Genomic DNA, 22,742 nt, shown 5'->3' on the forward strand with positions numbered 1-22,742 from the left:
TCTAACTCACTTTACGTATAATGACGTCTTTTCTGGCGAGATTCTGTTAGTTTTACACAATAATTACGCTTCAACTGGCCGATTGATTGAAAACACCTGTAGACAGGTAGCGATCACCGCGATCACAGACTATGGCTACGACGACCCGCTCAGGATGTAATTCCGCAAGACTGAGCGCTGCCGATACTGCAGCACCAGAACTTATTCCACCGAAGATCCCTTCTTGCTGTGCTAAGGCTCGCGCCGAATGTTCCGCCCGCTCTTGCGTCATCATCACAATATCATCGACCCATTGCGGCTGATAAATAGTCGGCTGGTAAACCCCCTCCCAGTGGCGAATACCGGCAATTTGACTCCCCGCGGCAGGTTGTAATCCCACCACCTGGATCGCTGAATTTTGCTGCTTAAGATAACGGCCTGTGCCGCTAATGGTGCCCGTTGTTCCCATACTGGAAACGAAGTGGGTGATCCGCCCCGCGGTCTGTTGCCAAATTTCTGGGCCTGTCGTCTGGTAATGGGCGAGCGCGTTATCTGGATTATTGAACTGGTCTAATACTATCCCCTCGCCTCGCTTCGCTAAGCTTTGTGCGGTATCACGCGCATACTCCATTCCCTTCGCTTGATCGATCAGAATTAATTCAGCCCCGTAGGCTTGCATCGCCGCTTGACGCTCAATACTCATATTATCGGGCATCAATAGTTTCAGCTTATAACCCAATAACGCGCAAATCATGGCGAGCGCAATACCGGTATTGCCGCTGGTTGCCTCAATCAAGGTATCGCCAGGAGAGATCACGCCTCGACGTTCGGCCTGTCGCACCATAGACCAGGCTGCGCGGTCCTTCACCGATCCCGCTGGATTGTTACCTTCGAGTTTAACCCACACTTCACCCGCCCCGGCAGCGGGCAGGCGCTGTAACCGGACTAAGGGCGTGTTACCTATCGTGCTTTCTAAGGTGGTCACGTATTTTTCCTATCGCTTAAACGCCATCAGCCTAGGTAAAAACCTAGGCTGATGGCAATGCTAGCCTTGAAATTATCAGTACAGTTAATCAAAGGCAAGTGGCGCTAAGAGATTGTCTTGTTGGTAAACCCGCGCTTGGACCAAATTCAGATAGACCGTGCTTCCCCGCTCCGGAGCCACCACGGTTTGACTAATGGCGGAGAGAGGGTCTATTGCTACGCCCTCCGCGTCTAAGCTGAGTTGCCAAAAATGCCCGCGAGGCGTCACTTCAAGCACTGTCGCCGGCAGTCGATGCAACGCATCGGGCTGCGTTGACCATGTCAGTTCCCAAGGCCGGAGAAACAGGTCGATATTGCCCTGTGCACCGTAAGATTGACTGAGTTGCCACTGATGCCCCCCCACCTGGAGCGACTGCCCAGAAACCGTTGCGGGCAGTCGGTTAATCTCACCTAAAAACTCCAGCACAAAGCGGCTTTCTGGCTGCTGCCAGACTTGCTGGGGGGTGCCATGTTGTTCGATATTCCCTTGGCTCATGACCACGACATGGTCGGCGACATCCATGGCTTCTTCTTGATCATGCGTCACAAAGACGCTGGTGAATTTCAGCTCTTCGTGCAACTGGCGTAGCCAACGACGCAGCTCTTTACGTACTTGTGCGTCCAGAGCGCCGAACGGCTCATCGAGCAATAATATTGCAGGTTCTACCGCCAAGGCGCGTGCTAAGGCTACACGCTGTTTTTGCCCACCAGAGAGTTGGGCAGGATAGCGTTTAGCGAACTCCTTAAGCTGCACCATCTCCAACAGTTTCATCACCTTTTCACGGATCACCGCTTTACTCGGTCGCGTTTTACGCGGCATCACGGTCAGTCCGAAGGCAATGTTATCGAATACGTTCATATGGCGAAACAGCGCATAATGTTGGAAAACAAATCCCACCTGCCGATCACGAGCGTGGACTTGGCTAACATCGCGTCCGTGGAATAGGATCTCCCCGGCATTCTGATTTTCCAACCCAGCAATAATACGCAGTAGCGTGGTTTTTCCCGAACCAGACGGCCCAAGTAACGCCACCATCTCGCCAGAAGGGATATCGAGACTGATGTTGTTCAGTACCTGAGTGTGACCAAAGGATTTAGAAATCTGGTTAATATTAATGCTCATTTTCGCCTGCCTGTGCGCCGTGCTGCTGACGTTCTAAGCGCCATTGCAGTACACTTTTTAAACATAGGGTGATCATCGCCATCATAGCGAGTAACGCCGCCGCAGTAAAAGCCCCGACGGTATTGTAATCTTGGTTCAAGAGTTCTACTTGTAAAGGAAGGGTATAGGTTTCGCCGCGTATCGCCCCAGATACCACTGATACCGCGCCAAACTCACCAATCGCTCGCGCGTTGGTAAGGACTACGCCGTACAGCAATGCCCAGCGGATGTTCGGTAAGGTCACACGACGAAACATCTGCCAGCCATTGGCCCCCAGCAAAATCGCCGCTTCATCCTCTTGGCTTCCCTGGCTTAGCATCACTGGCACCAACTCTCGGATCACAAACGGGCAGGTGACGAAAATAGTGACCAATACCATTCCCGGCCAGGTAAACATCACTTGAATATTATGTGCATCCAGCCAGCTCCCCGCAGGGCCGTTGATCCCCCAAAATAGCAGATAGAGCAAACCTACCACTACCGGTGAAATCGCAAAGGGAATATCGTACAAGGTCAACAAGAATTGCCGACCCGGGAAATTAAAACGGCTGACCAACCACGCGAGTAAGGTCCCAAAAATAAGGTTTACCGGTACGGTGATCAACGCAATCAGCACCGTCAGCCAAATTGCGTGCAACATATCACTGTCATGCAGATTATGTAAGGCAACCCCTACCCCTTCGCTAAGGGCCTGCCAGAAAATATAGATTAATGGCACCAACAGGAAGAGTGCGGCGCTGAGCAGCGCTAAGGCGATCAGTATCCACTTCGTCCAAGGGCGTGATGATCCAGTCATTATTTACCCCCTAAACGACGCCCGTAGCGACTCTGTAATGTATTGATGGTAAAGAGCAGAAGTAAAGACGCGCCCATAATCACGGAGGCGATAGCGCTTGATGCGGGGAAATCGAACTCTTGCTGGCGAACAAAAATCAGTAATGAGATAACCTCCGTCTTCCAAGCAATATTACCGGCGATAAAGATAACGGCACCAAATTCTCCCAGACTGCGGGTAAAAGAGAGCGCGGTACCCGCAAGCAGCGATGGCGCAATTTCGGGTAAAATAACCTTGAAGAAAGCCTGACGAGGCCTTGCGCCCAAGGTTTCGGCGGCTTCTTCATACTCTGGGCCAAGCTCTTCTAATACGGGCTGAACCGTGCGGATCACAAAGGGGATACTGGTAAAAGCCATGGCGACAGCAATCCCCAACCAAGTGTAAGTGACCTTAATACCGTGCTCCGCCAGCCAATGGCCGTACCAACCGTTTGACGAGAATAACCCCGCAAGCGTTAAACCGGCGACGGCAGTCGGTAACGCAAAAGGCAGATCCATCAAACCATCCAGAAATGTACGACCTGGAAAGCGATAGCGCGTTAAGACCCACGCCATCAACGTCCCAAACACGGCGTTAAACACTGACGCAACCGCCGCCGATAACAGCGTTATTTTGTAGGCGGCCACCAATTGAGGATCGCTAATTACCCGCCAATATTCTGCCCACGTCATATGCGATAACTGCATCAATAACGCGCTGACCGGTAACAGTAAAATCAAGCAGGTAAAGAATAGGCTGGTACCGAGACTCAGACCAAACCCGGGTAAAACGCGACGTTGACGTGAAAAAATCATAGTGATGATCCTGCTGCCTGCAATGTATCGAACTCCCCTTGCGGTGCAAAGTGCGACTGCATGGCTTGCTGCCATGAGCCAAACTGCTGTTCAACCGTGAAAAAGTGAATGGGCGCAAAATGTTGCTGCGCCACAATGCTAGGTGTGGCGTGATAGGTACGGTAATAAAAACGCGTTAAGATATTTTGCGCCTCAGATTGGTAAAGAAAATGTAGATAAGCTTTTGCCACAGCGGTTGAATGATCGCGTTCAGTATTACGATCAAGCCATGTGACAGGGAATTCCGCTTTAATATTAGTTCGCGGAATAATAACTTGGTAGTGTTGGTCAGGATAATGCTGTTGCAAGGCCCGAGCTTCCGCTTCAAAAGTGATTAGCACATCGCCCAACTTCTGATTCACAAAGCTTTGGGTTGCCCCGCGTCCACCAATATCGGCTACCTGCGTGTTTATTACCCACTGACGCATCGCTTTACGCACCGCTGAGACGTCTTGATCATGAGAGAAACTTAACGCTCCCCATGCAGCCAACCAGGCATAGCGACCGTTACCCGAGGTCTTAGGATTAGGGTAGATAAGCTTTACGCCCGGCTTAACTACATCCTGCCAGTCTGCGATATGCAAGGGATTACCGCGACGTACAACCAAGGCCATGGTTGAATAGTAAGGTGAGCTGTTATTGGCCAACCGTTGTTGCCAATTGCTGGGGATCAGTTGCCCTCGATCATGCAGAATCTGGACGTCGGGCACTTGGTTGAAGGTCACCACATCGGCACGCATCCCTTGCAATAATGCGAGCGCTTGTTTGGACGAGCCACCATGCGATTGATGGATCGTCAGTTTATCTTGTGGATGTTGAGTGTTCCATTGCTGAATAAACACCGGATTCAATTGTTCATACAGCTCGCGTGACACATCGTAGGAGCTATTGAGTAATTGAGCAGGAAAGGCAGACGGTGCAGCAAGCAGTAATAGGCCCACCACCGATGATCTATAGCGTCTCTTCATACCTGAAAATTCCAATCTCAACCTCAGTCAATCTAGAAGTTCTCAGTGTATTAACAAGGATAAAAAAGCAGTAATGGTTTTATATACCGATTACTGCTGTGTAATTGCTAAAAAATATATAATGATTAGGCGTGCCAAAGGATTTCAGAGAGTGTCCACTGCTTGAGCGTGGCATCGGCAGGCATAATACCGGAAGGACCGCTGAACTCGCCTTGGTAGATAACCTCTAAGTGTTGGCTATTCGGGACTTTACACTGCACATGCTGGCTATCACGGCCCGGTTGGCAGTTACCGTAAGCTTTCTGAAACAGGGCTGAGAACGGTGCACCAAATGCGATGCCCTTAGGCGTACCCACACCGGAATCCGACACACTGATGTTATTCACCGTGCCATCACCATAAAAAGTCATCGCCACCTGTTGATCTTTCATCGCTTGGATATAGCTTTCAATTTGGCCGTTACGCGTCCCCATTCCTTGGCGGATACGGTAATCGCTACCAATACCATCACTAATTGCCTCGGCATTAAAAGGGGTTGAGCGAGTAATTTTCCCCACCCCTTCCTCGCTCACGGCGACTGAGGAGCCAAACCAGTTCCAGGGGAGTGCGGATGACCAGGTGTAGCTCAATGGATTCCACCAATGGACGCTACTGCTTGAAGTGTCAGTCTGATGGCTGGAACCCGCACAGCCGCTGAGCAATACCGCACTGGCAAGCAGTGCGCAGGGTAACGCTTTCATTTCAAATCCTCTTGCATTTCTGATCAGTGCTACTAGGAGTGATCTTCACGTAAAAAGTTTACTGTAGACCGGTTTTTTATTGTTTGAAACACCGTTTTAAGCGGCCCATCGTCAGTAAGGCGGCTTCGGTTAATAGGTCAAATAGTGTCAATATCAGTAACAGCGGCGAGCTTTCGAGAGCCTCTCTGTTCCACTGGCTTAATTGCCAAGCACAGAGCAGCGCACCACTAATGATTACGCTCACGCGACAAACTCGCCAACCACGAGGAAAGCGCTGGCGATAACCACTCAACATCATACAAATAAGCGCCGGTAAGCCCATGACTAAACCAACATAAAAAGTCGAGGTTTCTGGCACAAAAAGACGTAAGAGTGTATCGCCTTGTTGTCGAGATGCCCCCGCCATTACCAGCAATATCCAAGCCCGCGCTTGATACAGCAAGATAGCCCACAGCAAAAAGGGTAAAGGGGCGGCTATCCCCTCACCTTCGATATCGAAATCTTCCATCATTAGCTGGCATTAATATTCACGATCTTCAATTAAGCGTTTTCCGAGACTGGTGACTTCGTTAATTTCGTAGTCTAATTTTTCATAGAAACCCAGTACCACATCATTATCATCACGAATTTGGAGATTGAGTTTGGGACAGCCTCGAGCAATCAACTTTTTTTCTAAACGATTCATCAGTGCATTGGCAAAGCCACGGCCTTGATAATCAGGGTGTACCGCGAGGTAATAGGCCGAGCCACGGTGACCATCGTATCCCCCCATCACACTGCCTACGATCTGCCCGGAGAGCACAACGACGAGAAAAAGGTCAGCATCGTGGCGTAATTTACGTTCGATATCGAGTTCGGGATCATTCCAAGGACGTAGTAAATCACAGCGCTCCCACAGCGTAATGACCTCATCGATATCTTGTTGTTCGAAAACACGAATTTCCATTTTTGACTCCCCCTTGGCGAAAACAAACTATTATGCGTGTGAGTTAGGGTGTTAGAAAAGGCAATACTCAGTAAAAGGCTGAAATATTTCAATGTTAGCAATATGGCTAATGTTATTATATAACCTTATTATTAATAGTAATTCTCATTAACTCTTCACGGATCTGAAACTAATGAAAAAATTGGCCTCTCTGAAACAATTAGTCAATCGCCGCCAATTACTCTTTTCCGGTCTTGCGTTGGCAGTGCTCTCACCCCGCGCCGTACTGGCCGAAGAGTCGCGGATCCCGGTTTCTCGTCAACGTCATTCGGCAGCAAAAAAGAGTAACTCGGGTAAATTTATTGTCATGCTCGACCCCGGCCACGGGGGAATCGATTCGGGGGCAGTCGGTGAAGAGGGCTCGATGGAAAAACACGTGGTGTTGGAAATTGCTAACACGGTACGTCAATTACTAAGTCGCCACCCGCATATTGAAGCCCGGTTAACCCGCGACAGTGACCATTTCATTCCGCTCTATCAACGCGTCGAAATTGCTTCGCAACATGGCGCGTCGCTCTTTATGTCGATCCATGCCGACGGCTATACCGATCCCTCAGCGCGTGGGGCCTCGGTCTTTGCTCTCTCTAACCGCGGTGCCAGCAGTGCGATGGCTCGCTACCTGTCTGATCGCGAAAATAATGCCGATGCCGTAGGCGGCCTAAAAGTGCAGCAGAAAGACCAATACTTACAGCAAATTTTATTCGATTTAGTTCAAACCGATACCATTAAAAATAGCCTGACTCTGGGAAAACACGTTTTAGATACCATTCGTCCCGTGCACCACTTGCATAGCCAACATACCGAACAGGCCGCATTTGCCGTATTAAAGTCCCCTTCTATCCCGTCTGTATTAGTTGAAACCTCGTTTATCACTAATCCAGGTGAAGAGAAACTGCTTGGCACCACGGCTTTTCGTAAAAAAATTGCTGGGGCTATTTCTGATGGTATCGTCAACTTTTATAATGAACAGCAACGACGTAATCGCCGAGTCAGTTGATTCACTTAATGTTCAACGAAGGTTGTAAAAAGAGATCATGAGTACGCAAACAATTGAGCAAGTAAAACAGTTCTTCCTGTCGTTACAAGACACGATATGTCAACGATTAGCCGATCTCGATGGCCACGCTTCTTTCCTCGAAGATGACTGGGTTCGAGAAGCAGGCGGCGGCGGACGCACTCGCGTCCTCACCCAAGGTAAACTGTTCGAACAGGCAGGCGTTAATTTTTCCCATGTCTATGGCGACCAAATGCCTGCTTCAGCGACCGCGCATCGCCCTGAATTAGCCGGACGTAGCTTCCAAGCCATGGGGGTGTCATTAGTCATTCACCCCAACAATCCCTATGTCCCGACCAGCCATGCCAACGTCCGCTTTTTCATTGCAGAAAAACCCGATGCAGAGCCAGTGTGGTGGTTTGGTGGCGGGTTTGATTTGACCCCCTTTTACGGTTTTGACGAGGATGCCCAACATTGGCATAAGACCGCTGCAGACTTATGCCGCCCATTCGGTGAAGAGGTCTACCCGAGGTATAAAAAGTGGTGTGACGAATACTTCTTCTTACGCCATCGTAACGAGCAACGCGGAATTGGTGGGTTATTCTTTGATGATCTGAATACGCCGAGTTTCGAGCACTGTTTTGCGTTTACCCAAGCGGTAGGGTTGGGCTTTTTGGAGGCTTACCTGCCCATCGTTGAGAAACGCCACCCCACCCCTTACGGCGAGCGCGAGCGCCAATTCCAGCTTTATCGGCGTGGACGTTACGTGGAATTTAATCTGTTGTGGGACCGTGGCACCTTGTTTGGTATCCAAAGTGGTGGACGTACTGAATCCATTTTGATGTCGATGCCACCGCTTGTCCGCTTCGAATATGATTATCAAGCACAAGCTGGCTCGCCGGAAGCGAGACTGACCGAACACTTTTTGACAGTTCGTGACTGGCTATAAGGCAATGGCTCGGTGTCGCACATCGAGTCATCATCATTGCTTATAAAAAGAAACATAATAGTTAATCCTTTTTCTAATAACACCGGTGTAAACCCGCTATTATCAGCACTGACTTTTTATTCACTGTGTATGGACGCTCTCCCTTGAAAAAACTCACTTTATCCTTCGTTGCAACGCTTGTTATCTCTGCAACCAGTACCAGCTTTGCTGCCCCGAGAGTCGCTCCGCAAGTCAGCGCCGATATTGTGCAGCGCTACGCACAACAAATTTTTCAACAAACCGCAGCCGCCAGTATGACGATGGTGGTTATTGATGGCAACCAACACTATTTCACCAGTGCCGGGGAAACCCGTCGCGGAAGCGGTGTTCGCCCGACGAAGGAGAGCGTTTTCCGCCTTGCCTCCATCAGTAAGCTTTTTACCAGCGAAACCTTGGTCAAACTGGACCAACAGGGCGTCGTCAAGCTTTCCGATCCGTTAAGCAACTATGCGCCGAAAGGGATGACCGTCCCCTCTTTTCGCGGCTACACCATTAAGTTACAAAATCTTGCTACCCATACGGCAGGACTTCCCCGCGAGATGCCGGGCGGACGCGCAAATCGCCCTGTCTTTATCTGGCCGGAAAAATCCTCGCGCTGGCAGTGGCTACAGCATGCGGAGTTGAAAGCGATCCCCGGTACTGTCGCCGCCTACTCGAATTTGGGCTTTGATTATTTAGCCGATGCGCTCAGCCGCGCCAGCGGTAAGCCATACCCTCAGTTAGTGCAATCGTTGATTACTCGCCCTTTGGGAATGAAAGATACGACCTTTACCCCTTCCCCCGATCAGTGTCGTCGATTAATCATTCCGCGCGACCATGCTAGCCCTTGTAACAATACTCTCGCCGCGATTGGCAGTGGGGGCCTCTATTCGACTGCGGATGATATGGAACGCTGGATGCAGCAATTCTTTTCCAGTTCAATCAGGCCTCGTTCTCCGCTCGCCAGTACTTTACAGCGCGTGGTGTATCCGCGTAGCCAATTAGTGCGGATGAACGGCATGGACGTTGCTGGCCCTGCCAGCGGATTAGGATTAGGGTGGGTACATATGAATGCGATGGGTAGTCAACCCGCTCTGGTGGAAAAAACCGGCGGCGGCGGCGGTTTCATGACCTATATCGTGATGGACCCACGCAGTAATGTCGGGGTCTTTATCGCCGTTGCCCGTGCGCCAGGCAGTCATTTTACCCCAATGAGCCAAGGCGCTAACCAGCTCGTCACGGCCTTGGTGAATAACCGTTAATTCCTCGCAAAAAAAACGGTGTCGTGACTGACGACACCGTTTCAACATTCTGACTACCCAGAGTTATCCCCTGCTATTTTACTTGTCGTGATGCGCCGAGATATGTTGCTGCTCACGTAACGATACTTCGTGAACACGTTTACGCACCCCAAACCAACCGATGATTAATAGAATTATAATCAGCGGTACTGATGCAATAGTGTAAGTCCCGTTAGGATAATCGAAAGCCATTAGCACTAACACGCTCGCTAGAAACAGCAGTGTCAACCAAGAAGTAAAGGGCGCGCCCGGGAGTTTAAAGGAAATATCTTCCGCTTTACCTTCGCGAATCGCTTTGCGTAGACGCAGCTGACACAGCACGATAAAGGCCCAGGAACTGATGATCCCTAGCGAGGCAAAGTTTAGAACGATTTCGAACACTTGGCTTGGAACATAATAGTTCAGTACCACACCGAAGATGTAGATCACTATCGTGGCTAAAATTCCCGCATAAGGCACCTGCTGGCGACTCATTTTCGACATAAAGCGTGGTGCTGAACCGCCCATCGACATTGAACGTAAGATACGTCCGGTGGAGTACAGCCCCGAGTTAAGGCTCGATAATGCCGCCGTTAATACCACGATGTTCATGATACTGCCAATGTACGGCACACCTAATTTACTGAAGAAGGTCACGAAAGGACTCTGACCTGCTTGATAGGCATTCCATGGAAGTAACAGAACGAGTAAAACCACAGATCCGACATAGAACAGACCAATCCGCCATATCACACTATTAATCGCTTTAGGTACCATGATTTTAGGGTTTTTACACTCCCCTGCCGCGGTACCGACTAACTCGATTGACGCGAAGGCGAATACGACCCCTTGCACCAAGACAAAGGCAGCCATTATCCCATGCGGGAAGAAGCCTCCGTTATCAGAGATCAGGTGGAATCCTGTCGTGTTACCGTCTAGCGGCTTGCCGCTTCCTAAGAAGACCACCCCCACGACTAAGAAAACAACGATGGCCAAGACCTTGATTAAGGAGAACCAGAATTCCATCTCCGCAAACCATTTGACCCCGACCATATTCATGGTACCCACAATCGCCAGTGCGCCTAAGGCAATGACCCATTGTGGGATATCGCCAAAGGCTCCCCAATAGTGCATATAGAGGGCAACGGCGGTGATATCCACGATGCCGGTCATTGCCCAGTTAACAAAGTACATCCACCCTGCGACATAGGAGGCTTTCTCACCCATAAACTCACGAGCGTAAGAGACGAAACTGCCGCTTGAAGGGCGGTGCAGAACCAATTCTCCTAATGCGCGTAAGATAAAAAATGAGAAGATACCACAGACCAAATAGACCAGTGCGAGGGCTGGCCCCGCGAGTTGTAATCGTGCCCCTGCGCCAAGAAAAAGCCCAGTACCAATTGCTCCGCCAATGGCTATCATCTGTACTTGTCGGTTCCCCATCTCCTTGCGATATCCGGAGTCATGGGAGTTTAACCACTTACGTCTGGCGTGCTGTAAATCAGCCGCTGTTTTTTTTGTATTTTTCATAGGTTTCCTGTTTGTCCACTTCTACAGCAAATCCCCTCTACCGCATTAGCACAGGTGAAAATTGGCGAATATCTCCAGAGGGTGATGAATCCTACCTGTAAGACGCTGAATTCGTAAAGCCCTGTAAAGAATTAATCTACGTTAACGTTTGCCCATTTGGCGCAAAATGGATATATACTGTTGAAATATAACATCTTTTATTTACAAAAAGGATTGTATAAATTCATGAGGTTGTTCACGGTTTATCTGGCTATATCAAAACACCTCGCGATAATTGTTACCAACCTCCCAGAAGGGTAGAAAATGCTGGCTAAATGCGGCATTATCCTTGATTACCCGTGATCTTTTGACTTAATAATTAGGTAGTACTGTCTCATGACTCAAGTAACCGCACCGACCCTAACCCTATATGGCATTAAAACCTGTGATACCGTGAGAAAAGCGCGTAAATTCCTCGCTGAATTCCCTATCGATGCCGCTTATCATGATTTCCGCCAACAAGGGTTAGATGAAACACTACTGGACCAACTGATTCAAGGTCTGGGGGTCAAGGCTTTGCTTAATACTCGTGGGACCACCTGGCGTTCGCTTTCTGATGAGCAAAAACAAAGTGCTTCCGATCCGGCAGCGGCCCGTCAAATCATGCTTGAGCACCCCGCTGTCATTAAGCGCCCAGTATTGGTACGAGAGGATGGAGAAATGCTGGTTGGCTTCGATACCGCCGTATGGTCAAGCTTTATACAGGGAGGGCGCTAAACATGTTTTGCCCGGTCATCGAGCTTGCCCAACAACTTATACGTTGCCCATCCTTAAGCCCTAATGATGCGGGCTGCCAAGCGTTACTTATCGCTCGCCTTGAAGCGATTGGCTTTCATATCGAACCGATGCATTTTGGCGATACCCAAAATTTCTGGGCCACTCGCGGTCAAGGTCAAACGCTCGCCTTCGCCGGCCATACCGACGTCGTCCCTGTTGGCGATGAGCGCCAATGGATTAACCCTCCGTTTGAGCCCGCTATTCGCGATGGACTCCTGTTTGGTCGCGGTGCCGCCGATATGAAAGGCTCCTTAGCCGCCATGGTCGTGGCGGCTGAACGCTTCGTTGAACAACATCCTCACCATACAGGACGGCTAGCCTTTTTGATCACCTCCGACGAAGAGGCAAGTGGTATCAATGGCACAGTCAAAGTGGTTGAGCAATTAATGGCTCGACAAGAGCGTGTGGAGTACTGCTTAGTCGGTGAACCCTCAAGTACCGAGCGTGTCGGCGATGTCGTCAAAAATGGCCGCCGTGGTTCAATTACCGCAAACTTGACCGTGCATGGCGTACAAGGGCATGTCGCGTATCCTCATCTCGCGGATAACCCTGTCCATCGCGCGCTCCCAGCTCTAACTGAGTTGGCGGCAACGGAATGGGATCAAGGAAATGAATTTTTCCCGCCTACCAGTATGCAAATCGCCAATATTCAGGCCGGTACTGGCAGTAATAATGTGATCCCGGGCGACTTATTCGTACAATTTAATTTCCGCTTCAGCACCGAATTGACCGACCAACAAATTCGCGAAGCAGTCGCTAACCTGCTTGATCGCCACCAGCTGCGCTATACCTTAGAGTGGAATTTATCCGGTCAACCCTTCCTAACGGCAAAAGGCGCATTAGTAGAGGCTGTCGTTGACGCCGTTCAGCACTATAATGAAATTAAGCCAGAGTTACTCACGAACGGGGGAACCTCTGATGGACGTTTTATTGCCAGAATGGGGACTCAAGTCGTTGAGTTAGGGCCGGTCAATGCCACCATTCATAAAATTAATGAATGCGTGAGTGCCGCCGACCTACAAACCCTCAGCCGAATGTATCAACGGATTATGCAGTTATTGCTGACCTAAGGAGCCTTACATGGAATGGGTAAAAGAGTATTGGTGGGTATTAATCATCCTGTTTATGGTGGGATTATTAGTCAATGTGTATAAAGATTTAAAGCGCGTTGATGTCAAAAAATACTTAGATAATAAACCCAAGTTACCGCCGCATCGTGATTTTAACGATAAGTGGGATGACGAAGAGGATGATTGGCCAAAGAAAAAATAGGCCGCCATTCGTGGACTGCGGGATGACCGCAGTCCCTATTCAGTTAGATCATGGGGATCACATCGTCGTTATCCGGCGCTTGCCCTTGCGAGGCTTCATCGAAATAGCGTTGCGGGATGGTCTCTTTTAAATGTTTCAGCGCGATAGCTATCCCCTGCTCATCGATGGCATGGGGGAGTTCATCAATAATATCCAATGTCACATCTCCCCCCGCTTCATTTAGCCACTGCTCGGCGTTCACCGCATGAATTAATGGGATCTGCTCGTCATCATCACCGTGAATCAAGTGAATCGTGGTATTCAGAGACGCCACTTCTGGCGCGCTATTATAGCGGCCACTAAAAATAATCGCTCGTCCTGCCAGTAACTCTTCACTTTTCAGTGCTTCAAGGATCATCACACTACCTTGTGAAAAGCCAATCAATGCCGTAGCCTCCGGGCTAACCCCGCACTGCTTTTGGCATTCACGAATCGTTTGCGTAAACAGGGGCATAATCTGATCAATTTTCTGCTGCGTTCGAGTGGTAGAAGCTTCTGGCTCCTCATCGATAAACCACGCGCTCCCCCCCTGAGTCAGTGGAATAGGGGCTCCTACCGACACCACAAAGGCAGCAGGAAAGTCTTTGGCAAACCATTGACCAATTTCAGCCATCGAGCGGGGATCGTCACCGCTGCGATGGAATAATACAAAAAGTTGTGGCTGAGGCCCGCTGCCTTGCTGAACCATTACATAATCGATATGTGCCATAAATGACCTCTCACTGGCGATAAACCCTAAGTAGGTTGCCCCGAACTCTCAGGTAAAAGTGTTAAAAAATCTGCCGTTTCACGGCGTAATTGTAGCAGCCACAGTTTACGACTCCAGCCCGCCGGAAGCTGTGAACGCTGTAAACAATGCTGCAGATATTGCCCACACTCTACATGGGGATAACGTTGTTGTGCCCGCCAGAGTGCTGGGAAACTCACACTTAACGGGCGATGTGCTTGCGCGAATCCGACCAGTTCTTCATAGTCTTGTTGCGAAAATAAGGCGTCTTCTGATGGCCATTCACCTAGCGATAGCTCTGGCGAGTAACGGGCTTGCTGTATTGGCCAGTCTCGGTGGAAATGAGCCACGGCCTGTTTACATAGCTGCTGACCCGCAGGTGTTAACGGGTAAATTGCCATCGCGGCATAACACCCACTGCTAGCTTCACGTTGAGTGCCCATTCTCACCATTTGAAAACCACAACGCTGCCAAAAGTGCCACAATTCCGGCGTGTAACCAAAGCTAACAGAGAGAAAATCTTTATCTTGGCTATTTTCCCGAAGGGCATGGACCAATCGACTGCCGATTCCTTCACGGCGCAGCGGTTGGCTGACTGCAAGTCGACTAATTCGTCGACTCGCCAACAACATCGCCTCCGGGAATCGACTATGGGCGGCTAACGACTGCGCGACTAGATTCCCCCTTGGCCGCCTTTCGCCACGCCATACGGCGTGGGCAAGCTCAGCAGATTGCTCGCCTTCCTCAACCCATCCTAGCGCGCCATAACAATGCTCACCCTCGACCATTTGCCAATAACCACAGTGTGGGGCGTCCATCATACGGCGTAAATCTACCGGCGTGGTGCGATAGTGCGCCGCTTGCAACAGCTGAAAGGTACTGGTTGCTAAAGTTGGATACTGGGACCAATCTGCCGGCTGATAAGCGCGCAACGTTAGCGATGGTGATCGTGTTACGGTAGAGGAAGGAAGATCGCGTAACACTAGTAACCGTTCGATAAAGCTTTCCAATGGATCGCCAACCGAGTAGCGCTGCGGCGTCTTCAGGGTAAAATGCTTAGTTACCACCCCCGATGCACCGAACTTCAATAAAAAGCCCTGTCCGGTGCCTTCGTACCCCTCCGTGGTCGTAAGTAATAGACACCGAGGAAAGCGAGTGATCAAGGCTTGCAGCTGTGGGGTCGGTAGCGATGCGGCCTCATCGATAATCAACCATTGCCAAGATCCGGGATCTTCTGCCGCTAAAATGGCGTCAGGCGCCCGAAAATGGTAGTGCTCACCCGCGTGGCGCGCCATCACGGCGGTAGCCACTTTAGCAGGCCCCGTTATTAAACAGGGGGGCTGCAAGGCGGCTAGCATCCCCCCTAGAGCAGATTTTCCGCGACCCCGTGGGGCAGTCACAATACAATTCCCTTCAGGTAAACACAGTAACTCTTCAATAATCGCTTGTTGCTGTGCCCCGCCTTGCGGCGTCCAATCGGCCATCGTGAGTGGACGATCTTGCGGTCTTGGCTCACCCTCACGCCAGATAAGATGGTTGCTGTCGCGGAGTAATTGACGCCAAAGATGGCGATAAAAGATGGGTGTCGCGATCGGCTGCTCGCACTCAGCCCAACGCAGGCTATCGACGTCAATGATCGGCTGTTGCGAAGAGGATTCTGGTAATAACAGAATCAGCCAACTGCCCGCCACTAAGGTGCCGGCCAGCGCGGCGAATGTCTCTAAATGAAGGCCTTGCGACGCATCGTATATGGCATGAAGCCATTCCTGACCCAAAAATTGCCGCGCACGCTGAGCCAAATGCTCATCGGTATGCCCCGCAGGAGCCGTCGTGACGCGAAGCCAGTCACCGGGAAACGCCGATTGCCACTGTTGGGTCGCGGTGTCACGAAATGGCGGTGAGCCGCTTATAACGCAAATGCGCCGCAACCCCTTGCGACGCATTTGTTCAGCGATAAACGCAGACGGCATACTCACTATCCGGCAAAGGTATTACATTGGCCCGGTTCGCCACTATCGAATCCACGTTTAAACCAGCTATAACGTTGCTGCGAGGTACCATGGGTAAAGCTATCGGGTACAACACGTCCTTGACTCTGCTGCTGAAGCTTATCGTCCCCAATTGCTTGTGCCGCATTAAGCGCTTCTTGTAGATCGCCCGTTTCTAGGACCTCTTTCTGCTGCATATAATGACCCCAAACCCCGGCAAAGCAGTCAGCTTGAAGTTCGAGTTTAACAGAGAGGTGATTAGCATCGGTTTGTGAGCCTTGCTGCATTTGTTGACGGACCTTACTTTCAATACCGAGTAGGTTTTGAACATGATGGCCAACTTCGTGGGCGATCACATAGCCTTGGGCAAAATCTCCGCCTGCGCCCAGTTTATTTTTCATCTCGTCATAGAAAGAGAGATCGATATACACTGTTTTATCGGTTGGACAGTAAAACGGTCCCATGACCGATTGCCCAGTCCCGCATCCCGTTCGTGTCGCATTACGGTACATCACCAATTTTGGCGCTTGGTACTGCTTGCCCATTTTTTGGAAGATTTCACTCCAGGTGTCTTCTGTCGAGGCGAGGATCACTGAGGTAAATTTAGCGGCTTGCGCATCGTCGCTATTTGCAGGGGCTGGCGTGTGCGACTGGCTCACAGAGGTGCTTTGCCCACCACCGCCGCCGAGTAATGGCGTTAAGTCGTAACCATAGTAGCCCGCCACCACCACCACGATTAAGAGTACGATACCGCCCTTACCCGCTGGGATGCGAAAACCTGAACCACCGCCGGTCGGCGTTGAACTATCACTACGACGATCTTCTACATTGTCACTCTCTCTACGTCCTTGCCAACGCATAGCACACCTCTCCATCTCTATTATCGTATAATAATAAATAGTAATCGCAGTACGCAGAGATAACCAGTAGAAAAACTAAAGTTGCTTTAGGGGAATGGGTGGGGAAGAGAGCACTCGCCGAAGCATAGCGAGTGCATAAATCATTAATCTAGTGTAACACCAAGCCGTTGAGCGACCACTTCATAGGCTTCGACCATGCCACCTAGGCTTTGGCGAAAACGATCTTTATCCATTTTATCTAATGTTTCTTTATCCCACAGGCGAGCACCGTCAGGGGAGAATTCATCACCCAGCACCACCTCACCATTAAACAGTCCAAACTCGAGTTTGAAATCGACTAGGATTAGACCCGCTTGATCAAACAAGTCCGTCAAAACTTGGTTGGCCTTAAGTGTCAATTCACGCATACGCGCAAGGTGTTCAGGACTCACCCAGCCGAAGGTGACGCAATAGGATTCGTTGATCATCGGATCATGGTGGGCATCGTCTTTCAGGAACAGGTCGAAAAGCGGCGGATTTAAGATCATCCCTTCTTCAACGCCTAAACGCTTGACCAGCGAGCCCGCTGCACGGTTACGGACAACGCATTCCACAGGCACCATATCGAGTTTTTTCACAAGGGCTTCAGTGTCTGACAGTAACGCTTCCATCTGCGTTGGGATACCGGCTTGTGCTAATTTTTCCATAATAAAATGGTTAAATTTATTATTGACAATGCCTTTACGGTCAAACTGCTCAATACGCGCTCCGTCTCCGGCTGATGTATCGTTGCGGAATTCCAGAATTAGCAGGTCCGGGTTGTCGGTGCTATACACTGTTTTTGCTTTTCCGCGATACAGCTCAGCTTGCTTTTGCATCTTGTTAACTCCACTCATGGTCGACTCTGAAAATGACTCTGCATAGCGCCAGAATTCATCACTACGCAATCGTTTACCTTGCTGGGCGCTATTATGCCAAAATAAAATAAAAAAAGGCCGGAAATTTCCGGCCTGAGACACATTTATTTATTTAAGGCGGCTTGTAGGACAGCGACCAACGCATCATTTTGCGATTGCGTCAGGATATGTCCCTTGGGATCGATAAACTGTAGGCTACTGCGGTTATCGAGATCACCGACTTGCAGCTTGTATTTACCTTCTGCTAAATCAGGATCTTTCGCACCCAGTGCGGCCCATTGGCTGCTGCTCAGATTACTGTAACTAAGCTGCAAGCTACCGTCTGCGCGATTGCTGTCAGACACCGTCATCCCTGCAAGGGGTAATGCTTTAGGAAGACGCTGCCACGTTACATCGAACGGGGCACGCACGATTAAGTTAGGTAGCCCTGTCTCGTCCGCACCACTTTGCACATCAACGCTACCTACGCGATTAGCGGCTGCCGCATTCCGACGATCCGTTTCTGCGGTATTCAGCTGCGCGGAAATATCGTTAAGTAACTGAGCGGTATAACGCTGAATTTCAGTGTTACTGGTTACCGCTTGGCCTTTCTGTTCTAAGGCAATAGGTTTCACCATTAGGGTTTGCTCGTAGCCTTGGGCGACGACAGCGACTTGGTAACGTCCACGGTATTGGTGATCTTCATCTTGGCGATTCCAAGAAATCCAATCCGTGGTGAGTTGCTGACGTGCATCATCTTGTTGAGCAATCGCAAACTTATTCGCTTGCAGAGCCGCGACCGTTTGTCCCCATAAAGATGTTCCCGTATTGGCAATTTGCAGCAGTCCGGTCGAGCCTTGGAACTGCGCGCGACTACCGTTAAGCAAAGACAATGCCTGTACTGGTGGGCGAATATCTAATTGCTTACCAACTGCCCCTTGCGCACGTCCTTGCGGAACGGCATAGTTTGCGGATTCGAGCGGAAGGATCATCCCTTGTGGAACGTTCAGTTGGCTCAGTGCTGGCGCATCGAGATACTCTTCATTACCATTCACTTCGCGCTTGTAGTGTTGATCATGTGAACAACCCGCTAGTAACATTGCGACGGATAATCCAGCAACTTTTACTACCGCCGAATTTTTAACTGAGTAAGCCATTAAATCTCCCTAACTTATCGCAGTCCTGCATCACGAATCGCCTGTAACAGTATCGGCTCTGAAGTCGCCGATAACGGTGTCATAGGCAGACGCAAGGTATCATTTGCGATCAATCCCAGCTGTTTAGCCACCCATTTCACTGGGATAGGATTTGGTTCATAAAATAAGTGCTGATGAAGCGCCATGAGTCGCTGGTTTAAGGCACGTGCCTCAGTAAAGTGTCCCGCGGCGGCCAGAGCACAAAGTTGTGCCATTTCGCGCGCTGCCACATTCGAGGTTACTGAAATAACGCCCTGCCCCCCCAACTGCATAAAGTCTAACGCTGTTTCATCATCACCACTAAGTAAAATAAAATCTTCTTTGGTCAACGCTTGGATCTGACTAACGCGAGATAAGTTCCCTGTCGCTTCTTTAATTCCGATAATATTTTTTATTTCGGCAAGACGTGCGACCGTTTCAGGCAACATATCACAGCCTGTCCGCCCGGGCACATTATAAAGTAATTGCGGCAAATCGGTACTCTGTGCGATCGCTTTAAAATGCTGGAACATTCCCTCTTGTGTTGGGCGGTTATAATAAGGCACAACGGTCAAACAGCCAACTACGCCACTTTTCTCTAAACGCTGTGTCAGTGCAATACCTTCAGCGGTAGCGTTTGTACCGGTTCCAGCAATGACTGGGATGCGTCCGTCTGCTAATTCGACGGTGCGGAGGACCACATCAATGTGCTCATCGTGGGTTAAGGTTGCCGATTCACCTGTCGTGCCAACGGCAACGATTGCAGAAGTGCCACTGTCAATGTGGTAGTCGATTAATTTTTTAAGGCTGCTCTCACAAACTTGCTCGTTTTCGTCCATCGGTGTGACGAGTGCAACAATACTTCCGGTAAACATAGCTATCCCCTCATTTCCCAAGGTCTTCATGGTAAGGTGTCCATCACACTAAAAGCAAGACAGTGAATGCACTCAACTGCTTGTCAGCAGTTTTTTTTATGTTTACCTTAAGATAATTAGCAAAACATTGGGAAATATCACATTGTCATCCTCACCTGTGCATTTAGTGATCACCGCACTCGGCAGCGACCGTGCGGGAATCGTCAATACTATCACCCGCCACGTTAGCCAATGTGGCTGTAATATCGAAGATAGCCGACTGGCATTACTGGGCGGGGAGTTTACGTTTGTGATGTTGCTTTCTGGCTCCGCTAGCGCGATCAATATGATCGAATCGACTCTGCCGATTAAAGGTGCGGAGCTTGAGCTGTTAATCGTGATGAAGCGTACCCCCACCGGCTCTACCCCTGTGCGTCATGAAGGCTTTTCACTCGCCGTCGAAGTGCCCGACTCGCCACGTATTATCGAACGCTTTACCGCGTTACTTACGCATCATCGTATGCATATCGCCGAATTAATGACGCGTGCCCAGCCAGGCAGCCCTGCGATGCTGTCAATTCGCATCCATGCTTATGGTAGTTCGGCTAAAGATTTAGCAGATTTGGAGAAAAATTTTCAGCAGCTTTGCGTCGAGTTATCGGCTCAGGGCACGCTTCAAGCCGACGGTCGACAAGATACCGAGCGGCTTTAAAGCCCTCTTTCTGTTGTAACACACATAATTAACTTGAAAGCAGATAAAATAAGGCTCTATCCTTACGATTGAAAAATCCGTTTTCCGCCGTAATCTGGTAGTAGACACTGATCGTTAATATCAGTATTAGGCAAACAATGATTGGAGATAACGTATGGCCCTTATAACTGTAGGCGATACCGCGCCGCAATTTACTTTACTCGATCAAGATGGCGAAGAGGTGAGCTTATCTGACTTTAGTGGTGAGCGTATTCTCGTCTACTTTTATCCTAAGGCAATGACGCCGGGCTGTACCGTACAAGCCTGTGGCCTGCGGGACAATATGTCATCATTGAAGAGTGCTGGCGTTCAAGTATTAGGGATCAGCACAGATAAGCCCGAAAAACTGTCGCGCTTTGCCGAGAAAGAGTTACTGAACTTCACCCTACTGTCTGACGAAGATCATAAAGTATGCGAAGCCTTTGGTGTTTGGGGTGAGAAAAGCTTTATGGGTAAAACCTACGACGGTATCCACCGTGTAAGCTTCTTGATCGATGGCAAAGGTCAGGTAGAAAAGGTATTTGATAATTTCAAAACATCGAACCACCATGATATTGTTTTAGACTACGTACAAACGCATTAATGGCGGTGTTCCAGCGGGGAGGCGCAGTGGCTTTATTGAAGAAAAAGCTGGTCACAACAGTGATCGCTGCGTTACTCAGCTGGAACAGTGTTGCGTGGGCAGACGTGACTGACACGTTACCCGATATGGGGACCACTGCCGGTGAAACCCTGTCAATCAATCAAGAACTGCAAATGGGCGATTTCTACGTCCGGCAATTGCGCGGCAGCGCACCATTAATTGATGATCCATTACTTACCCAATATATTAATGGGTTGGGTCAGCGATTAGTCGCTCATGCTTGGTCCGTAAAGACTCCCTTTCATTTTTTCCTTATCCAGAATGATGAACTTAATGCTTTCGCCTTCTTTGGTGGCAATGTGGTCTTGCACTCCGCCCTTTTCCGCTATACCGATAACGAAAGCCAGTTAGCCTCGGTGATGGCTCATGAAATTTCGCACGTCACGCAACGGCATCTGGCCCGGGCGATGGCGGACCAAAAAACGAATGCTCCGTTAACCTGGGTAGGCGCTTTAGGCTCGATTCTGTTGGCGATGGCTAACCCGCAGGTCGGTATGGCGGCATTGACCGGTACCCTCGCCGGGTCACAGCAGGGTATGATTAGTTTTACCCAAGAAAATGAACGGGAAGCCGATCGTATTGGCTTACAGGTTTTGCAGCGTGCTGGCTTCGATCCGCAAGCGATGCCAGATTTCTTACAAAAATTGGCCGACCAAACGCGCTATTCAACCACGCCACCAGAGATTTTATTGACTCACCCCTTACCGGATAGCCGGCTGGCAGATGCACGCAACCGCGCTAACCAAATGCCGCATCGCATACTCCAATCTTCTCAAGATTTTTATTTTGCTAAGGTCAGAATATTAGCGATGTACGCGTCGGAACGAGTAAGCAGCCAATTGGACGATGTATTAAGCCAGTACGAAAAAGGGAATAGCCGCGAGAAATTAGCCGCGACTTATGGCCGTGCGGTGATGTTTATGCAGGCGAAAAGTTTCGATAATGCCCATCGCCTTGTGACACAGTTACTTAGTCAACAACCGGCTAATCCTTGGTTTCTCGATTTAGCGACCGATATTAATATCGGCCTTAAACAACCCAGCCAAGCCGTAACTTTATTGACGGCTGCCTCCAGTAATCAGGCTAACCGCGTCATTAGGGTTAATTTAGCCAATGCCTATCTTGAAGCTAAACGCCCTGCTGACGCGCTTAAGGTGCTCAATCGCTATACTTGGGATTATCCGGATGACCCGATTGGCTGGGATCTGATGGTGAAAGCAACAGGTGATTCGGGTATGACGAACGAACAACGCTTCGCTCAAGCCCAAGGTTTAGCGCTCAGCGGTCAGATTGACCAAGCGATTAGAGCCTTAAGCGATGCCAGCGCTCAGGAGAAAACCGGTAGCCTCGCCCAACAACGTTACGATGCGCGTATCGATCAACTGCGATTTTTACAGCAGCGCTTTAGGCAATATCAGAAAGGGTGATGACACAGGTTGAGTTAAT

At 49.8% G+C, this 22,742-nt stretch carries 24 protein-coding genes; 9 read left to right on the top strand and 15 right to left on the bottom strand.

The features are described from left to right. Positions 1–70 precede the first annotated feature (70 nt). The 8 genes from cysM to BMX14_RS09615 form a co-directional block, all read right to left on the bottom strand. Positions 71–964 (bottom strand): cysteine synthase CysM, encoded by an 894-nt coding sequence (gene cysM, locus BMX14_RS09580; protein ID WP_092676092.1) that lies wholly within the window; start codon positions 962–964, stop codon positions 71–73. An 84-nt stretch (positions 965–1,048) separates the two neighbouring features. Next, positions 1,049–2,125 (bottom strand): sulfate/thiosulfate ABC transporter ATP-binding protein CysA, encoded by a 1,077-nt coding sequence (gene cysA / locus BMX14_RS09585; protein ID WP_092676095.1) that lies wholly within the window; start codon positions 2,123–2,125, stop codon positions 1,049–1,051. Next, entirely contained in the window at positions 2,115–2,960 is an 846-nt protein-coding gene (gene cysW / locus BMX14_RS09590) for a sulfate/thiosulfate ABC transporter permease CysW (protein WP_092676098.1), read from the bottom strand. Before cysW ends, cysA begins: the two co-directional genes overlap by 11 nt. Then, entirely contained in the window at positions 2,960–3,793 is an 834-nt protein-coding gene (gene cysT / locus BMX14_RS09595; protein WP_092676100.1) for a sulfate/thiosulfate ABC transporter permease CysT, read from the bottom strand. The genes cysW and cysT overlap by 1 nt, the downstream gene beginning before the upstream one ends. After that, positions 3,790–4,800, bottom strand: a complete 1,011-nt coding sequence (gene cysP / locus BMX14_RS09600) for a thiosulfate ABC transporter substrate-binding protein CysP (RefSeq protein WP_092676102.1) — start codon at positions 4,798–4,800, stop codon at positions 3,790–3,792. Before cysP ends, cysT begins: the two co-directional genes overlap by 4 nt. Before the next feature lie 125 nt (positions 4,801–4,925). Further along, a complete protein-coding gene (locus tag BMX14_RS09605) occupies positions 4,926–5,540 on the bottom strand; it encodes an RpoE-regulated lipoprotein (RefSeq protein WP_092676105.1) in 615 nt (204 codons plus the stop codon). A gap of 76 nt (positions 5,541–5,616) precedes the next feature. Further along, on the bottom strand, positions 5,617–6,051 hold the full coding sequence (locus tag BMX14_RS09610; RefSeq protein WP_092676108.1) for a DUF2919 family protein: 435 nt from the start codon (positions 6,049–6,051) through the stop codon (positions 5,617–5,619). A 9-nt stretch (positions 6,052–6,060) separates the two neighbouring features. Then, on the bottom strand, positions 6,061–6,486 hold the full coding sequence (locus BMX14_RS09615; RefSeq protein ID WP_092676111.1) for a GNAT family acetyltransferase: 426 nt from the start codon (positions 6,484–6,486) through the stop codon (positions 6,061–6,063). Between the two features lie 172 nt (positions 6,487–6,658). On the opposite strand from BMX14_RS09615, the gene amiA reads away from it, so the two are divergent. The 3 genes from amiA (at position 6,659) to ampH (ending at position 9,748) form a co-directional block, all read left to right on the top strand. Then, entirely contained in the window at positions 6,659–7,522 is an 864-nt protein-coding gene (gene amiA, locus BMX14_RS09620; protein WP_092676113.1) for an N-acetylmuramoyl-L-alanine amidase AmiA, read from the top strand. Positions 7,523–7,559: 37 nt separating this feature from the next. Further along, a complete protein-coding gene (hemF, locus tag BMX14_RS09625) occupies positions 7,560–8,468 on the top strand; it encodes an oxygen-dependent coproporphyrinogen oxidase (RefSeq protein WP_092676116.1) in 909 nt (302 codons plus the stop codon). 143 nt (positions 8,469–8,611) lie between these two features. After that, positions 8,612–9,748, top strand: a complete 1,137-nt coding sequence (gene ampH / locus BMX14_RS09630; protein ID WP_092676119.1) for a D-alanyl-D-alanine-carboxypeptidase/endopeptidase AmpH — start codon at positions 8,612–8,614, stop codon at positions 9,746–9,748. A gap of 78 nt (positions 9,749–9,826) precedes the next feature. On the opposite strand, the gene ansP is transcribed toward ampH, so the two are convergent. Then, the gene (ansP, locus tag BMX14_RS09635; protein ID WP_092676122.1) at positions 9,827–11,296 is read right to left on the bottom strand and encodes an L-asparagine permease; all 1,470 of its coding nucleotides are present in this window, start codon (positions 11,294–11,296) and stop codon (positions 9,827–9,829) included. A 375-nt stretch (positions 11,297–11,671) separates the two neighbouring features. Here ansP and BMX14_RS09640 point away from each other — a divergent pair, with 375 nt between their 5' ends. The 3 genes from BMX14_RS09640 to BMX14_RS09650 are packed head-to-tail and all read left to right on the top strand — an operon-like array spanning position 11,672 to position 13,384. After that, positions 11,672–12,052 (top strand): ArsC family reductase, encoded by a 381-nt coding sequence (locus BMX14_RS09640; RefSeq protein ID WP_092676125.1) that lies wholly within the window; start codon positions 11,672–11,674, stop codon positions 12,050–12,052. A gap of 2 nt (positions 12,053–12,054) precedes the next feature. Then, the gene (dapE, locus tag BMX14_RS09645) at positions 12,055–13,182 is read left to right on the top strand and encodes a succinyl-diaminopimelate desuccinylase (RefSeq protein ID WP_092676128.1); all 1,128 of its coding nucleotides are present in this window, start codon (positions 12,055–12,057) and stop codon (positions 13,180–13,182) included. A 10-nt stretch (positions 13,183–13,192) separates the two neighbouring features. Continuing rightward, on the top strand, positions 13,193–13,384 hold the full coding sequence (locus BMX14_RS09650; protein ID WP_048912403.1) for a YpfN family protein: 192 nt from the start codon (positions 13,193–13,195) through the stop codon (positions 13,382–13,384). Between the two features lie 43 nt (positions 13,385–13,427). Here the strand turns inward: BMX14_RS09650 and ypfH are convergent, their stop codons facing one another. The 6 genes from ypfH to dapA form a co-directional block, all read right to left on the bottom strand. Beyond that, positions 13,428–14,132 (bottom strand): esterase, encoded by a 705-nt coding sequence (gene ypfH, locus BMX14_RS09655; protein WP_092676130.1) that lies wholly within the window; start codon positions 14,130–14,132, stop codon positions 13,428–13,430. A gap of 26 nt (positions 14,133–14,158) precedes the next feature. Beyond that, positions 14,159–16,120, bottom strand: coding sequence for a tRNA(Met) cytidine acetyltransferase TmcA (locus BMX14_RS09660; RefSeq protein ID WP_092676133.1), 1,962 nt, complete (start codon positions 16,118–16,120; stop codon positions 14,159–14,161). A gap of 5 nt (positions 16,121–16,125) precedes the next feature. Further along, entirely contained in the window at positions 16,126–16,998 is an 873-nt protein-coding gene (gene ypfJ, locus BMX14_RS09665; RefSeq protein ID WP_092676136.1) for a KPN_02809 family neutral zinc metallopeptidase, read from the bottom strand. Positions 16,999–17,141: 143 nt separating this feature from the next. Continuing rightward, positions 17,142–17,855 (bottom strand): phosphoribosylaminoimidazolesuccinocarboxamide synthase, encoded by a 714-nt coding sequence (purC, locus tag BMX14_RS09670; protein ID WP_092676448.1) that lies wholly within the window; start codon positions 17,853–17,855, stop codon positions 17,142–17,144. Between the two features lie 143 nt (positions 17,856–17,998). After that, entirely contained in the window at positions 17,999–19,030 is a 1,032-nt protein-coding gene (gene bamC, locus BMX14_RS09675) for an outer membrane protein assembly factor BamC (protein WP_092676139.1), read from the bottom strand. 14 nt (positions 19,031–19,044) lie between these two features. Next, complete coding sequence (gene dapA, locus BMX14_RS09680) at positions 19,045–19,923, bottom strand: 4-hydroxy-tetrahydrodipicolinate synthase (RefSeq protein WP_092676142.1); 879 nt, start codon at positions 19,921–19,923, stop codon at positions 19,045–19,047. A 142-nt stretch (positions 19,924–20,065) separates the two neighbouring features. Between dapA and BMX14_RS09685 the strand changes: the two genes are divergently transcribed. From BMX14_RS09685 to bepA, 3 genes are all read left to right on the top strand, one after another. Then, entirely contained in the window at positions 20,066–20,614 is a 549-nt protein-coding gene (locus BMX14_RS09685) for an ACT domain-containing protein (protein WP_196237602.1), read from the top strand. 154 nt (positions 20,615–20,768) lie between these two features. Next, complete coding sequence (gene bcp / locus BMX14_RS09690; RefSeq protein WP_092676147.1) at positions 20,769–21,236, top strand: thioredoxin-dependent thiol peroxidase; 468 nt, start codon at positions 20,769–20,771, stop codon at positions 21,234–21,236. A gap of 26 nt (positions 21,237–21,262) precedes the next feature. Further along, on the top strand, positions 21,263–22,723 hold the full coding sequence (bepA, locus tag BMX14_RS09695; protein WP_408011869.1) for a beta-barrel assembly-enhancing protease: 1,461 nt from the start codon (positions 21,263–21,265) through the stop codon (positions 22,721–22,723). Positions 22,724–22,742 lie beyond the last annotated feature (19 nt).

Origin of the sequence: Rosenbergiella nectarea (assembly GCF_900111105.1) — a bacterium.
Taxonomy (GTDB): domain Bacteria; phylum Pseudomonadota; class Gammaproteobacteria; order Enterobacterales; family Enterobacteriaceae; genus Rosenbergiella; species Rosenbergiella nectarea.